The sequence below is a fragment of the Citrobacter sp. Cb028 genome, assembly GCF_030336705.1.
GTDB lineage: Bacteria > Pseudomonadota > Gammaproteobacteria > Enterobacterales > Enterobacteriaceae > Citrobacter > Citrobacter braakii.
Genome location: NZ_JAOWCZ010000034.1, coordinates 1,211,589 through 1,226,754, shown reverse-complemented (window position 1 = coordinate 1,226,754; position 15,166 = coordinate 1,211,589). Strand labels below are relative to the sequence as shown.

The following is a 15,166-nucleotide window of genomic DNA, read 5'->3' as shown; positions in this document are numbered from 1 at the left end:
GCTGTTTAATGTGACGCTTTTTTAATCCCTGCCAGGTCCTCCTGGCTCACTTCGCCATTCCCTTCTCCCCAACTTTTACGCACGTAATTAATCACGTCGCGCATTTCGTTGTCGCTTAACATGCCACCGTAAGCCGGCATCTTAAAGGAGACGCTGCCACGCGTTGTCGGTGTTTCTGCGCCGTGGGCAATCACTCTGAATAGCGGCGTCGGGTCATCAACCATCACCAGCGGATTGTTGATCAAAGAAGGTGCGTTATCATCCGTACCTTTCCCCTCCAGACCGTGACAGGTTGAGCAGTAGCTGTTATAGGTCACTTTGCCCGCCTCGGGTGAATTCGACCAGGACACCGTAGTTGCCGCTGCGCGCACCGTTTCAGGCTTCACGCTTTTCAGGCTCAGCAGATATTGCGCGATCGCCGTGGCATCGTCATCGGTCAGGTACTGTGTACTCTGCGTAACGACTTCAGCCATCGAACCTGAAACCGCGGCATGCTTGCTTTTACCGGTCAGCAACAGCGATTTTAATTCCTGCTCAGACATTCCCGTGCCGCGCAGCGAAGGCGCATACCAGCCGTCGATCATCGCGCCGCTCAGGTACTCGGCATCAGCATTGGTATACGCTTTTTCGTTCATCGCCATGCCTCTCGGGGTATGGCAAGAACCGCAGTGTCCGGGACCTTCCACCAGATAAGCGCCCCGTTTTACTAACGCAGCGTTGTCATCCGTTTTTGCACGTTCTACAGCCGTCGCTGGCGCGTCGGTAAATAGCCAGTTCCAGATATGCAGCGGCCAGCGGGCGGAGAGTAGCCACGGAATGGCATTCTCTTTATTGGGCTGCGCAGAGGGGGTGACATCATGCATAAAATAGCGATACAACGCCTGTACATCGTCATCAGAAAGTTTCGCGTAAGAGGGATAAGGCATGGCCGGATAGAGCGGATGACCATCTTTGGCAATTCCCTGACGTACGGCCTTGTCAAAATCCTCGTATGAGTAATTACCAATACCCTGGGCTTTGTCTGGGGTAATGTTGGTCGAATAAATATCCCCTACCGGAGTAGGAAACTTTTTGCCACCCGCCATCGCCGCCCCCCCTTCGGTGGTATGACAGGCCACACAGTCAGAGATACGGGCGATATATTCGCCATTAGATTCCGCTGCACTCACAGAGGCGGTAAACAAACAGGCGGCAAGAACGGTTACATTACGCATAGATCACCCCATATCCTTGAGTTCATTAACCGCACGCCATGCCTGGTCGATGGCCGTATGGGCATAAGCGCCCCAGTCAGAATCGGAATTAGCGATGGCAATGCGACCAACTGGCTGACGCGCCCGCTCGATAATTTCTGGCATTTTATCCATATCATCGAACAACGCGTTGGCGTAATACGCATAGCCATGCGCCCAGCGGTTAACCGTAATGGCGGAGATATCGCGTTGATTATCAAAGCCCGTTGAGCCAAACATTTCCTGTAACTGGGAGCGAATCATCTCCTCATGCGTCGCAAATGTGGTCCCCAGTAAATACGCTCGCCCCAGACGGAACTGTTCTCTGGCCGACAAATTACTGCCCGGATAAGTAGGCACATAGACCATGTGAATGACCATCGGATCGTCCGGTGAGGCCGGGTGTTGATACCCGCCGATGCTGACCGGATAGTCGAGCTTAATCCGGCTGTAAGGTGCCGCCGGAGAGTAAAATTCATGCACGCCAAGCTGTTTGAACGCCTGCCAGTTTTTGACCACCACGTTGGTGTACACCAGCGGTGCCTTCACGTTCAGTTTGAGATCCGCCTGCTGCTGTTCCGGCATCTCAGGCACCAGATACGGGATCATCATGTTATAGCCCGCCATGATGGTGTTTTTACCGCGCACGCGATGCATTTTGCCGTCACGCAGATAGGTCACCACCACGCCATCCTCTGTGTTGGCCGCATTAATCACCGTGCTATTCAGACGCAAGCGCGTGGTGTTTTCCGGCAGATCCAGCTTTTCGTAATGCAGTCTGGCAAGGACAGAGTCTTCCATCGTGTTACCCGGTAGCGCATCCGGCAGCATATACCTGACTAACAGTCGGGCCAGCCCGGCGTTACCGTCAGGGAAATGGTAAACATACGGCTCTTCGAGGTCGGCCAGCGACTCACCGTCCAACGGCGGTATTCCCAGCGCCTCCATGCCGGGTAATGCGCACGCCCTGGCATCGCTACAGGAAATGCCTTCAATGCCGATGGCAAAGAAGTCATTAGAACGCTGCTGAAAATAGAGCAGCGCCATTTTGCTCAAACCAACTTTTGTGGCCAAAAATTCACTGTAGCTGTGGGTATCCAGCCATTCCATTTTCTCATCGACCGTCATGCCCGGAAGATAGTCGCCAGGATGGACGTGCAGGTCGATCAACGCCTTTCGGTCGTGCTCACTTAGCGGAAAATCATTGATAAAGTCTTCAATTTTACGGCCATTGAGCCTGTTCGGCGGGATATCATCAGATACCGCGCGCCCCGGATCGCCGCTGACGATTTTTGTCTCGCCAAAATTCTTTTTGTCGAAGAACACGCCACGACTGAGCTGCCAGTCGGGGTAGAAGTTTACGTCAAAACTCTCTTTTAACCGCGTGACGCTGACGCCCACGGTTTCCATCAGTTTTTGCACCTCAGGGCTGAAATTGTGCGCGGGCGACTGGAATGCTTCGCTACCGCCATAGCCGAGTAATTTCTTACCTGAGCTCGTAAATTCGTTACGTTTGGCGTGCCCGCCAAAATCGTCATGGTTATCGAGGATCAGGATCCGGCTATTTTGACCGGCAAGCTGGCGCCAGAAACAACCGGCAGCCAGCCCGCTAATACCGCCGCCCACAATCACCAGATCGTACTCTTCCTCAACGGGCAGAGCGTTTAAATCAAAATGTTTATGCTCGCGGCCTACTGCATGCGCCATTTCAAACGATCCAGGATGATTACCCCGCAGCCCCGTCAGCCCTGGCGGATAATAATTTCCATCTATAAATGCGTTTCCCTTTCCTGCCGCCCTGACCCATTCCAGCGGGGTAAGCCCCGCCGCAATAGTCACCGCGACGCCGTTGAGAAAATCACGTCTGGTAATTGCCATTAACTTTTTTCCTTATTGCTACACACTGCCCTAAATACGACACAAATAAGAGATGTCCCCCTTAATAGTAATAAAGGGGTACAGCCGACTATTTCCCTGGCTTTAACTCTTCATCCAGTTTTTTAGAATCATAATAATCGCCTTGCCAGGTGATTTTACCTGCTTTAACATGAATATAGCTGACACCTTCAAATTTTATCGGATTATTTGTCGGCGGACTCCCTGCCCATTCGCCACTATTTTTGCCTGAAAATTCCCAACGAAACGCCACGGTATCTTCGTCGTAAACGGGTTTGCCGACCATTTTCCAGCTCAGATCTGGCACCGCCTTAATAAAGGCACCGATAACCTCTTTTTCAGCTTTTTCTCTGCCATTTATCGGTTCGCCAGCGGCGGCATCATAATAGACTGCGTCATCAGCAAGATATTGCGCGGCTCGCGAAGCATCGTGTGCATTCCAGGCCGCCATGTACTCTTTAACGGTATTCAGCGATGTGCTTTCTGCCAGGCTATAGCCCGAGAACATCACGAATGAAAGCACCGCTATGTTTAATGTTTTCATCGACATCCTCTCTATTCAGAAATGTCACACATGATATGTTTCACCCGGGTATATTCTTCGAGCGAATAGGATGAGAGATCTTTGCCATAACCCGATTTTTTGAACCCGCCGTGCGGCATTTCGGCGCACAGAGGAATGTGATTGTTGATCCACACGGTGCCAAAATCGAGGTCAATGCTGAAGCGCTGTGCGCGACCATGGTTACTGGTCCAGACGCTGGCGGCCAGACCATATTCCACATCATTCGCTTTGTGTAGACCCTCTTCATCAGTCGAAAACGGCTGAATAGTCATTACCGGTCCAAATACTTCATGCTGAATAGATTCGTCATGTTGATGCAATCCGGAGACGATCGTCGGCTCAAAATAGAAGCCCGGACCTGGCCCGGCACGCCCACCCGTTTCAATTTTTGCATGTGCCGGTAAACGCGCAATAAAGCCTTTCACCTGCTCCAGTTGGTTTTTACTGTTCAATGCGCCATATAGCGCAGCCTGATCCGCTGGCGGTCCAAATTTAATACTCTTCGTTTTCTGAACCAGCTTTTCCAGGAATTCAGCGTAGATGGATTGTTCGACCAGAATACGCGTAGCCGCCGTGCAATCCTGGCCGGCATTGAAGAAGCCTGCCGTGGTGATCGTCGCGATCGCCTTGTCCATATCTGCATCAGCAAACACCACCGCAGGCGCTTTCCCGCCCAATTCCAGATGTGCCTTGGTCAGGTTCGCCGCTGCCGAAGCCGCAACCTGTAGACCCGCGCGGACCGAACCGGTAATCGAAACCAGTGAGGCCTTCGGGTTTGAAACCACCAGCGAACCGGTGCTGGCTTTACCTAATACGACGTTAAACGCCCCTCTTGGGAACAACGGCGCGGCCAGTTCAGCTAACAGCAGCGTGCTGACCGGCGTGGTGTCGCTGGGTTTTAATACGACCGTATTGCCTGCTGCCAGCGCTGGCGCAATCTTCCATACCGCCATCATGAACGGGTAGTTCCATGGCGTGACTTGTCCAACGATACCCAGCGGTTCACGGCGGATAGTCGAGGTAAACCCGGCGGAATATTCCCCTGCCGCTTTCCCTTCAAGACAGCGCGCCGCACCGGCAAAAAAGCGGATGGCATCGCAGGATGCCGCGATCTCTTCCTTCTCAATAAAATGGCGAAGCTGACCGGTCTCCTGACTCTGCGCGTTCACCAGCCGCTCAACGTTTCGTTCAATCTCATCTGCCAGCTGCAATAACGCCTTTTGCCGCTGTGCCGGCGTCGATTTTCGCCAGATGCTAAACGCCGCCTCTGCCGCCGAGTAGGCCTGCTCCACCTCTTCCGCATTGGCGTTGGGTGATAATGCGTACGTTTCGCCGTCGACCGGACTCACCAGTTCGAAGGTATCTTCGCTACGACCTGCTACATATTGCCCATTAATAAAATGCTTCAGGGTTTTCATGTCTGTCTCCTGCCCGTTAATACATAAAGAATCTTATGTAATATATATATTGTAAAAGATTTTCAAATGCGCAACATTGACACTATGATAAGCCTCGCATTTTTAACTTAATTTTTACATTTTCGAGATAAGGCTTTTCATCGTTAGCCAACGCGTTTGCTCAGCTCATCATGAGGTTATCGGGACACACATCCGCTTGTGCAGTGACGTTGCGCATAGGCATGTAAAATAACTCGGCCATTCTTACCTTCCTTGCCTGACGGGCATGTGTTAAAAATGGTCGTTGTTTCAGGGAATTGAGTGCAGAAAAGATTATGATTACTCACGCGGTCATATTTGCGCCTATCGGGCAGGTCAGTCGTTCAGACCAGATAGTGCAGCGCCTGTCAAACGCCATTATCACGGGGTTGCTGGAGCCAAAAGAACAGCTCCCCAACGAAACTGATTTGGCAAAAATGATGGGTGTCTCACATATCACTATCAGAGAAGCGCTAAACACGCTTCGGGCTAATAATCTTATCCATACGGTTCGTGGTCGTAATGGCGGGAGCTTCGTTTGCGAAAATATTGATGGCAAAAACAGCGCCCTGCATCCGTTCAAAGCGATCAGTACGGATTATCTTTCTGACCTGGGCGAAATGCATTGCGCCATTATCAGCCATAGCGCAAGGCTGGCTTCCAGACGGATGACCGGCGCGGATATCGCCAAATTTCGCGAGTTTGTTGAGGTGCTCAGCAAGGCAAACTCACCAGAGCTGATGACCCAGGCCGATATGCGCTGTCTACTGGCGATAGCTGCCAGTTCACATTCGGCGCGACTGGCCAATCAGGAGCTGCAGGTCCAGGCTGAATGGGCATCGCTGGTGGCGATACTTTATCGCGCAGACAACATTCATGCCGAAATTATTGCGCTTTACTCGGCACTGGCCGATGCGCTGGCGGCTCACAACGAGGCAGAATCCGTGCAGCTTGCCACACGGATCATCGACTCGTTTACCTATTACCTTATTGAAAAAAAGCTGAAATATAACTCGAACTGACAATCAGTGAAGGCAGGACAGACAATGAGCTCTTCGACATCCTTAAGCGCATTAATTCGTAAGATTGATGATATTACCGCCTCTACCGTAGATTCTACCGTTGCGCTGGCGAGGAGCATCCATGAGGCGATTTCCGGGGTGCAAAAGGCCTCAGCAGAAGTTGTCCTCGATCCATCGGTGAGATCTACCGTTCAGCAACACATCAAGCGCACCCTCAGTAACAATCATTACTGTTCAGGGGCCGGGTTCGCCAGCCATATTGAGAGCACTGCCACCACAAAAGAGTATTGGCTGCTGGAATGGTGGTATAAGAAAGATAATGGTTTGAGTCAGGCGCACCTCGATTTAGATCAGGCCACCCAGCAACGTCTGGATTTCAGAACCTTCGAGTGGTTTAAGCACTCACCTCCGGCAGGAAAAGCCTATATCCACGGTCCCTACGTCGACTATATCTGCAATATTTCCTACACCCTGACCTCGGCAGTGCCGATCTACTACAACGATCAGTTTCTTGGCGTTGCCGCCGTCGATCTGCTGGTCAGTCAGATAGAGGCCGAACTGCTTTCCTGCGCTCATCCTGACTATGTCATTCTGACCAATCTGGAAAACAGAATTATCTTTTCCAGTTGGCCACGTTTTCGCGTGGGTGAATTACTCTCTCCCGCAAACAGTACCGTTGTTTATCAGAGCGACTACTTTATCCTTTATCACTATCAAAACTAAGGGCCCGAAGGCCCTTAGTATTTAGTTATCCTGCCCCATATTCAGCTTGTTAGCGTAGGCAATGGCGTCGTTTTCCGGAGCCGCAGAGCGACCAAACGGTCGGGTCAGGAACATATAGATAAGCCCGGAGCCAACGACAATCGCCAGGCCGAACAGTACCGTCCAACGGTCGATGAAATCGCTGCTGTCTGCCGGTTGCGCCAACAACCAGATCCCACACAATCCATAGGCTAGCGCCAGCACGTTCACAATCACGCCCCAACCGCCAATGGTCCACTCCCCTGCCGGTTTCCAGCCTTTCAGGCGCTGGCGCAGTGCGGCAAGCACAACCATCTGGAACGAGATATAAATACCGATGACGGCAAACGCGGTAATACGCGACAGATTGTCTGGCTGGAAATAGACCCAAACGCAGATGATGACTGGCAGCAGACAGCTAACAACCATCGCATTATCCGGAACGCCATTTTTAGAGATCTTTGACATCCACTCACTTCCCGGCAGCATTCTGTCGCGGGAGAAAGAAAAGATAAGACGGCTTAACGCAGCCTGCAGAGACAAAATGCACGACAGCATCGCCACAATCGCGACGATGATAAAGATAGTTGCGCCAGTTTCACCAAGTGCTTCATTAAGGATGGCCGGAATGGGATCAGACGTTTTGCCATTCACGATACTGACCAGATTTGGTGAAGCCAGGAGATATCCCATGACGGAAATAATCGCCGAAATCGCACCAAATACGATGCTTAAAATCATCGCAACCGGGATCTTTTTACTTGGATTCTGTACCTCTTCCGCAACGTTACCACAGGCCTCAAAGCCAAAGAACATAAACAGCCCCATCAGCGCGGCAGACATAAATGCGGTGGAATAGCTGCCGTCATGCGCCAGCACGCCCATCGAATCAAAAATTACGGAGAATGGCTGCGAACGGTGGAATATCAGCAGATAAATTCCCAGCGCAATCACGCTAACGATTTCACACCAGAAGCCAATTTTTGCGACCCGAGCCAGATTTTTAGTCCCGGACATATTAACAGCCATCATCAAAAGCAGCAGCAGGACGGAAGTCGCCAACATAGTGGCTGGCGTCTGACCATAGTGAAAGAGCGACTCAACAAATGTTGAAGTATATTCCGCGATTGACGTAATGGTGACCACCAGTGCCCACAGGTAAATCCAGGCAGCGATCCACGCATATTTCTTGCCCCATAACCTTCTGGCCCACGGATAAAGCCCGCCGGTTATCGGATACTGGGAAGCGACCTCACCAAACACCAACGCCACTAAAAGTTGTCCACATGCGACGATTAAAATCCACCAGACTGCGGGCGGCCCCGCCAGCGTTACGGCCAGTGCAAACAGCGAATAGACGGCGGTAAGCGGCGAAAGGTAGGTAAAACCCAACGCAAAGTTTGAAATAAGACCGATCGAGCGATTGAACTGTTCTTTGCCATCTTTTTGAAAATTATCGTTTTTCTTATCAGGTGTCTGTTCCATATAGCTTTCTCTTTTGTGGAATAGTCGCAGGGTTGAACAATTAATGTATAAAAGATATTAAGTTATATGTATAGTGATTTTGTCGCTAATTTGTTAAAAATGATCGCGCATCACGTTAATGAAAAAGTGGGAGTAGAACAGTCGAGGGCACAAGCATTTTTCGGTATTTACGCTTCACGGTTCTTTAGCAATGGCGAACTGTTGGTCAATTGACGGGTAAACAGGCACCCCGAATTGAGTTCGACGCTAAGTAGCAAGAATCGCTGCTGTTAAGCAACATTTTTGCAATATAATAATGTGATGTTAAACGCTGAACCTGAGCAGGTGAATGATGGAAATTGATCTCGATAATCTGGTCTTTGATGGACTGGAAGAAGCGCAAGAGCGTAATGCTGAACGTCTGGAAGATGCTGACAAGAAAGCGCAGGACATTATTGCTGATAATGACTGCGGCGACGCCTGTAAAATCTGATTTCCAAACCGGCGCAATGCCGGTTTTTTTACCGCCAGACTATGCCCCTCCTCTTATCTACATTTCCCATTGCGTTTACCCATTGTTAACACCGCTTTCACTAATAACATTTTGTAAATAGATAAGAATTTTTTCTTATTTTGTCCTGAACGTAAGTTATGGGAGCGTAAAAAGCACAAACCAAAAACGACAGGGATTTACATCATGATGGCAACGAAAACTTACCGCGCTAAAAAAACACTGCTTGCACTCGGTGTGCTGCTGGCCACCGGCATTGCCGCCTCGCAGGCTCAGGCTGACCAACTGGCCGATATCAAAGCCGCAGGTGTAGTAAAAGTTGCGACATTCGACGCGAATCCGCCGTTTGGCTCCATCGATGCCAAAACGCATAAGATTGTCGGCTATGACGTTGATTTTGCTGAAGCGCTGGCAAAATCCCTCGGCGTAAAACTGGAACTGGTGGCGACTAATCCGGCAAACCGCATTCCATTATTACAATCCGGTAAAGCCGATTTAATCGTGGCGGATATCACGATTACGCCTGAGCGGGCGCAGGTCATTGACTTCTCCGTCCCCTATTTTGTTACCGGGCAGCAGTTCCTGGTACCGGCCAAATCCCCGGACCAGCTCGATGCATACAGCAAAGCGCGAATCGGTGCGGTGAAAGGCACTACCGGTGAGCAGGCGCTACATCAGCGCTTCCCGCAGTCACGTGTGCTGGCCTACGACGATATTCCACTGGCGTTAACCGCGCTACGCAATGGCAATGTTCAGGCCATCACCCAAGACAGTACGATTCTGGCCGGTCTATTAAGCGGTGCGCCGGATAAAGCAGATTTCAAAATTCTGCCTGACCTGTTGAGCAAAGAAGAGATTGGCGTGGGAGTGAAAAAAGGTGAGCCAGCGCTGTTAAAAGCCGTCAATGATGAGCTTTTGAGGCTGGAATCTACCGGGCAGGCGGCAAAAATTTATGATGTCTGGTTTGGCCCTGAAACCAAAAATCCGCAACCCCGCGCCTTTAAAATAGAAGCGAAGTAATATGCTCTCAGCCCTGTTTCATCGTTGTGCAGTTTCCGCGGCGGATTTTAACCATTTGCGCCAGGCAAGCGTCGAACTGCGCAATGTCATCAAACAGTTTGACACTCACACCGTACTTAACGGCGTCAGCCTGTCAGTTGAACCCGGTGAAGTGGTGACTATTCTGGGCCCTTCTGGCTCGGGAAAATCCACGCTTATACGCCTTATCAACCAGCTTGAGTCGCTCAGCGGTGGCGAGATTTTCATTGATGACAAACCAATTAGTCAGTTGCGCGGGGCAGCATTACGCCAGTTACGCAGCCGTATCGGTTTCGTTTTTCAGCAATTCAATCTCTATTCGCATCTGACAGCGCATCAGAACATCTCGCTGGCGCTGGAATATGTTCACGGCTGGAACAAGGCGGCAGCCGCGCGTCGGGCACTCGAATTGCTGGATCAGGTGGGACTGGCAGAAAAAGCGAGCGCCTATGCCGCACAGTTGTCCGGTGGGCAGCAACAGCGCGTGGCCATCGCCCGCGCGCTGGCCTCATCGCCACAAATCCTTCTGTTTGATGAACCCACCTCCGCGCTGGATCCGGAAATGATCGGCGAGGTATTACAGGTGATGAAAAACCTGGCCCACAGCGGTATCACCATGATCGTCGTGACCCATGAAATGCATTTTGCCCGTGAGATTGCCGATCGCGTGGTATTCATCGATGGCGGAGAAATTCTTGAAGTGGCCGCGCCGGAGGATTTTTTCACCCGACCACAGCACCCGAGAACCCAGCGTTTCCTGAAAAAAGTGCTCGACCCGTTACACCAGGAGTCATCGCTATAATGCTTGCAATGGACTGGCAGGGAGTGCTGAGCGGGCAACCTCTGCAATGGATAATTTCCGGTTTTCTCACCACGCTCTGGGTGACACTGGCAGGTGTCGTACTCGCCACGCTCATTGCCATCTTCCTACTCGGCCTGCGTCTGACGGGCCATCGCTTCAACAAAGCGGTGGTCAGTGTATGGGTTTCGGTGTTTCGCAACACGCCTTTACTGGTGCAACTGATGTTCTGGTATTTTGCCGCATGGAACTGGCTGCCCCGCAACGTCATTACCTTCATCAATGCAGAGCATCCCTGGTCTATTCTGCCAGGCGATGTCTGGTGGTTAACACCAGAGTTTATCTGTTCAGCATGGGGGCTGGGCATATTTACCTCGGCATTTTTGGTCGAGGAGATCGCCTCTGGTTTACAGGCGGTTTATGCCGGACAACGTGAGGCTGCCGTGGCGCAGGGTTTTTCATCCTGGGCGACGTTTCGTCACATTCTGCTTCCTCAGGGACTGGCGAACGCCTGGCAACCCATTGTTGGGCAATACCTTAACCTGATGAAACTTTCCTCGCTTGCCAGTGGTATTGGATTTGCTGAGCTAACCTACCAGGTGAGGCAAATTGAGAGCTACAACGCGCACGCGCTGGAAGCCTTTGCTGTTGGCACTGCGCTCTATCTGTTCACCGGCATCATTCTGGGTATGCTGCTTACGCGTCTTGGCCCACGGCCTGCATCGGGTAAATCGTCCAAGGTTAAAACGCGTATCTTCAGCGTCAGGAGCACACTGCATGATCGCTAACATTTCGGTCATTACCGACAATCTTGATTATCTCCTGTGGGGACGGGTGGCCCAGGGACAACCCGGCGGCGTTCTGCTCACTTTGTTGATGGCTCTCGGCGCGGCGCTGCTGGCCTTGCCTGGTGGGATAGTTCTTGCCTGCTGCGCCTGGCGTTTTCCTGGCACGGTTCGCAACGGGTTGTTTATCTGGGCGGAGTTTATTCGCGGCATTCCGCTAATCTTTGTGATTTTCTGGATGTGGTATTTGCTACCCATGCTGACCGGAAGCGATCTCCCCGGAGCCGTTACCGTGACGCTGGCGCTGGCATGGTTCACCGCCGCCTCGGTCATGCACTCAGTGTATGCAGGAATTAGCGCGCTGCCTGGCGGGCAATATGATGCTGCCGTGGTTCAGGGTTTTCGCCCGTATCAGGCCCTGTGGCTTATCTTATTGCCGCAGGTGCTGCGTAACGTACTGCCATCGCTGACGGGGATTTTTATTGGATTACTGAAGGACACATCGCTGGCGTTTATCGTTAACGTGCCGGAACTCACAACGGTTGCGGGTCAGGTTAACAGCCGGGTACAAATCTATCCGGCAGCCATTTTTATTTTTACGGGACTGGTCTATTACCTACTGTGCCTGAGTCTGGAGAAAATCACCCAACGCCGCTTCGCGTTAAAATGAGATCACGGCTCAACATTCCACAAACTGGTGGTCTTCGTTGAGCCGATATTTCACGCCCGCCCGAATGTTATTTTCCCCCTCAACGGCAAGCGCAAAACGCATTCTCTCGCCATCGTGATAGGCTAGCGCCGCGCAGCCGCCGGGACCGAGTATTATCGAATCGACAACACCGGTACTGGCAACAACGGCGTTCTCTCCGCTGGCAATAATGTGGATGTTGTCGGCGCAGTTGGCGATTTTAGACTCTGCGCCAAAACAGGCCAACTGAGTTAAATCACCACCGCAAGCAATCCGATTTCTGTCGCCGAGCGAACTGATGCGTACGCGCATGCCGGTACTGGCGATACGCGTCCCGTCACCCACGCTACTGATACGTGCCGAATTTCCCGCAACCGCAATTCGCCCGCGATCGCCTGAACTGCCGATATGCGCGTTATAGCCTACGCTACCAATACGTGCGCTGTAACCTGCGCTGGCGATCTGTGCGGCATACCCGGCGCTGGTGATTTTAACGTTATCGCCTGCACAACTGAATCGGGCATTATCTTCCGCACTCGCCAGCGGAGGGCTGATTTCCCCCGCCGTTTGCACACGGGAAATATTCCCCATCGCGCGAATATCCTGCTGGGCAAAACTCGCCTCTTCCCGCCATTTTGACCAACCGTATTCCACCAGGCTATTTGCCCAGTCTGTATACCCATCCCGCTGGAGCGCACGATGGACATCAGCATAGCTTCCGCCAGTTGGAAACGCGCGTAGAAACCAGCGATACATTACGGGCCCAACGCGCCAGGCCCGTAAGTCACTTCGCGTAATCATCATCGCTTAATGCCGGTGATAGCCATCCACCATACACTTGAAGGTTTCGCCCGGCGTACGACCTGTCGTGCAGAGATAAAGATGCCCAAAAATGAAAAACAGACTGATTATTGCCAGCGCGAAGTGCGCCTGGAGCAACCAGTAACGCACGCCGGGGAACAGGTCACCGACAACCGTCGGATAGAGCGATAACAACCCTGAGATCAGCAGCAGTGGCAGTAAGCCGTACATCACGCCAACATAGGCCGCCTGCTGTAGCGGGTTGAATTTACAACGCTTTGATGCCGGGAATGGGTGTGACTCGCCCTGCATAATGCCAAACAGGTAAAAACGCGTTTGTATTTGCGCTCGTCCGATCCAGCCCTGACGTTGAATAATATAGTGATGCCCGTTGCCGCCAATCAGATTGATCAGGACAAAGCCAATCCAGCAGGCAAGCAGCAAAAAGCCGCAGACCTCATGCACGGTAAGCAGGCTTTTCATCACCGACGCACTGACAGCGGAGAAGTGATTGACCAGGCCACTGACCAGAAGTAGCAGAAATAGCAGCGCATTCGACCAGTGCCACAAACGAACGGCCTTCGAGTATAAATAGACTTTCTCACCGTGCCCTGCCGACACTTTATGCGCGGCCCGAAAGCGCAGCATGGCGTGTAGCGCCAGCACCAGCCACATCCCCACCAGCATTAACCCGGCGATGACCAACCACACAGGCCAGTAGTCCGGTGAAAACAGGGGAACATACTGCGCAAGCTGGGCGTGAAACTGTTCGGCATTCTGCGACGCGTTCATACATTTTCCTTTTTAATCAAATGTTGACCGAACCGACGATACAGATGGGGTTTCCCGGCGCCTGCAAGTTGATGCTCGTAATACTTATTTTCTCTCAACCAGGTCTGAATTTCCGGGCTATCTTCGCGACCAAAAATCAGCGCATGTTCCGGGCAGGCGTTAACACAGATCGGCGGGAAACCTTTCGCCAGACGAGATTCAGCGCAGAAGTCGCATTTATCCGCCACTTTGGTCTGCGGGTTGAGATAGCGCACCTGATAAGGACACGCGCCAATACAGTAACTGCAGCCGATACAGGAAGACGTGTCTACCCGCACAATGCCGTTGTCATCTCGCCATGAGGCGCCGGTCGGACACACCTCAATACAGGGAGCATCATCACAGTGCTGGCAGGACTGACGGAAGTAGTGATACAGCGTTTCGTTGTCGTTGTCCGAAACCGGAATATGAGCTATCGACAAACGGCTACCCTGCGCAGGAACATGGTTGGTTTTCCTGCATGCGCGGGCGCAGATATTACATCCGTTACACAGTGATTCATCGTGAATCATGACGTAATGTACGTCTTTAGAACTCCTGGTACTCGCTAACAGATTTTGACCTGGGCCAGTGAAAAAAATCACCGTCCCCATGCCAATGACAAATTTTCGTCGGGTGAAGGACATCGGGTTATCCTCTAATACTGTGACAGTGGTCGTCCACACGTTCCATGACATCAACCTGAATAATTCAGGGGTTCTGATACTGCTCAACCTCAAGCCATTCGCACAGGCCGTACGCTTTGCCATAACTCATAAAACGTTCGCTGAACAAATAAGGCTCCGCATTTGACGATTCCACAGTCCGTATATCTGCATAATCGGGATGCGTTTCCATGGCCGTGAGCGCAGCGGCAATCTGTTGAGACTCAAAGCGATACGGCGGTTGCGTCAACATGGCGACCTTATAAGGGCGAGGATACGTTCGACAGTCGAAGCGTACCGCCTCGGCAATCGCACGGCAGATGTCGTTTTCCACCACCTGCACACACATGTCGGCGTAATTTGCCGTCATGGTTTGCGTCGAATAGAAATATGCTTCTTCCGCACCCTGCACACAGGTGATATCCGCACCATTCGCGTCCTGGCCCAGCACATCCAGCAGCGCGGAAAGATCGGTTTCAGGAACCGAATAAGGCGGCAGCAAAAAGACACTGCGCGCCACCAGTTGCCCCGATGCTGAATGCTGACGGATAAAATCTGCCACAATCAACTCCGGGCTGGCTGGTTCCTGAACCTGGGGCGCATTCATCTGTTCTACAGGCGGGTGAAACGCCTGCAGCCACTGTCTCTTTCGGCTATCCACTTCGTCAGGAAACGCCTCAACGGGGGTCAGAACGTCGCTCACGTTAGTCATC

Annotated in this window: 16 protein-coding genes; 7 read left to right on the top strand and 9 right to left on the bottom strand. The window is 51.9% G+C overall.

The window, feature by feature from the left end; genetic code table 11:
• Positions 1-5: 5 nt before the first annotated feature.
• From OGV75_RS15535 to OGV75_RS15520, 4 genes are all read right to left on the bottom strand, one after another.
• Positions 6-1,214, bottom strand: coding sequence for a cytochrome c (locus OGV75_RS15535; protein ID WP_204565912.1), 1,209 nt, complete (start codon positions 1,212-1,214; stop codon positions 6-8).
• Between the two features lie 3 nt (positions 1,215-1,217).
• The gene (locus OGV75_RS15530; protein ID WP_019076696.1) at positions 1,218-3,110 is read right to left on the bottom strand and encodes a flavin monoamine oxidase family protein; all 1,893 of its coding nucleotides are present in this window, start codon (positions 3,108-3,110) and stop codon (positions 1,218-1,220) included.
• Between the two features lie 88 nt (positions 3,111-3,198).
• Positions 3,199-3,672 carry an ester cyclase gene (locus OGV75_RS15525; protein ID WP_016152935.1) on the bottom strand — a complete coding sequence of 158 codons (474 nt, stop codon included), beginning with the start codon at positions 3,670-3,672 and terminating at the stop codon, positions 3,199-3,201.
• 11 nt (positions 3,673-3,683) lie between these two features.
• Positions 3,684-5,111: a gamma-aminobutyraldehyde dehydrogenase gene (locus OGV75_RS15520; protein ID WP_286480872.1), complete on the bottom strand. Its 1,428-nt coding sequence runs from the start codon at positions 5,109-5,111 to the stop codon at positions 3,684-3,686.
• Positions 5,112-5,425: 314 nt separating this feature from the next.
• On the opposite strand from OGV75_RS15520, the gene OGV75_RS15515 reads away from it, so the two are divergent.
• Both OGV75_RS15515 and OGV75_RS15510 read left to right on the top strand, forming a co-directional pair.
• Positions 5,426-6,151, top strand: coding sequence for a FadR/GntR family transcriptional regulator (locus OGV75_RS15515; protein ID WP_016152933.1), 726 nt, complete (start codon positions 5,426-5,428; stop codon positions 6,149-6,151).
• A 24-nt stretch (positions 6,152-6,175) separates the two neighbouring features.
• On the top strand, positions 6,176-6,874 hold the full coding sequence (locus OGV75_RS15510) for a cache domain-containing protein (RefSeq protein ID WP_016152932.1): 699 nt from the start codon (positions 6,176-6,178) through the stop codon (positions 6,872-6,874).
• Between the two features lie 21 nt (positions 6,875-6,895).
• Here OGV75_RS15510 and OGV75_RS15505 read toward each other — a convergent pair whose 3' ends face one another.
• Positions 6,896-8,377, bottom strand: coding sequence for an APC family permease (locus tag OGV75_RS15505; RefSeq protein WP_016152931.1), 1,482 nt, complete (start codon positions 8,375-8,377; stop codon positions 6,896-6,898).
• A 331-nt stretch (positions 8,378-8,708) separates the two neighbouring features.
• On the opposite strand from OGV75_RS15505, the gene OGV75_RS15500 reads away from it, so the two are divergent.
• The 5 genes from OGV75_RS15500 to OGV75_RS15480 all read left to right on the top strand — a co-directional run bounded on the left by OGV75_RS15500 (position 8,709) and on the right by OGV75_RS15480 (position 12,159).
• Positions 8,709-8,849 (top strand): hypothetical protein, encoded by a 141-nt coding sequence (locus OGV75_RS15500; RefSeq protein ID WP_016152930.1) that lies wholly within the window; start codon positions 8,709-8,711, stop codon positions 8,847-8,849.
• A gap of 204 nt (positions 8,850-9,053) precedes the next feature.
• Entirely contained in the window at positions 9,054-9,887 is an 834-nt protein-coding gene (locus tag OGV75_RS15495) for an ABC transporter substrate-binding protein (RefSeq protein WP_016156383.1), read from the top strand.
• A gap of 1 nt (position 9,888) precedes the next feature.
• Positions 9,889-10,707: an amino acid ABC transporter ATP-binding protein gene (locus OGV75_RS15490; protein ID WP_016156382.1), complete on the top strand. Its 819-nt coding sequence runs from the start codon at positions 9,889-9,891 to the stop codon at positions 10,705-10,707.
• On the top strand, positions 10,707-11,492 hold the full coding sequence (locus OGV75_RS15485; protein WP_115190632.1) for an amino acid ABC transporter permease: 786 nt from the start codon (positions 10,707-10,709) through the stop codon (positions 11,490-11,492). The genes OGV75_RS15490 and OGV75_RS15485 overlap by 1 nt, the downstream gene beginning before the upstream one ends.
• Positions 11,482-12,159 (top strand): amino acid ABC transporter permease, encoded by a 678-nt coding sequence (locus tag OGV75_RS15480; RefSeq protein WP_016156380.1) that lies wholly within the window; start codon positions 11,482-11,484, stop codon positions 12,157-12,159. Before OGV75_RS15485 ends, OGV75_RS15480 begins: the two co-directional genes overlap by 11 nt.
• A 9-nt stretch (positions 12,160-12,168) precedes the next feature.
• Here OGV75_RS15480 and ydhT read toward each other — a convergent pair whose 3' ends face one another.
• The 4 genes from ydhT to OGV75_RS15460 all read right to left on the bottom strand — a co-directional run bounded on the left by ydhT (position 12,169) and on the right by OGV75_RS15460 (position 15,165).
• A complete protein-coding gene (ydhT, locus tag OGV75_RS15475; protein WP_394810099.1) occupies positions 12,169-12,933 on the bottom strand; it encodes a protein YdhT in 765 nt (254 codons plus the stop codon).
• Positions 12,934-12,984: 51 nt separating this feature from the next.
• On the bottom strand, positions 12,985-13,770 hold the full coding sequence (gene phsC, locus OGV75_RS15470; protein WP_053389348.1) for a thiosulfate reductase cytochrome B subunit: 786 nt from the start codon (positions 13,768-13,770) through the stop codon (positions 12,985-12,987).
• Complete coding sequence (locus tag OGV75_RS15465) at positions 13,767-14,435, bottom strand: 4Fe-4S dicluster domain-containing protein (RefSeq protein ID WP_016152923.1); 669 nt, start codon at positions 14,433-14,435, stop codon at positions 13,767-13,769. Before OGV75_RS15465 ends, phsC begins: the two co-directional genes overlap by 4 nt.
• A 64-nt stretch (positions 14,436-14,499) precedes the next feature.
• The gene (locus tag OGV75_RS15460; protein WP_016156378.1) at positions 14,500-15,165 is read right to left on the bottom strand and encodes a YdhW family putative oxidoreductase system protein; all 666 of its coding nucleotides are present in this window, start codon (positions 15,163-15,165) and stop codon (positions 14,500-14,502) included.
• Position 15,166: the final 1 nt, after the last annotated feature.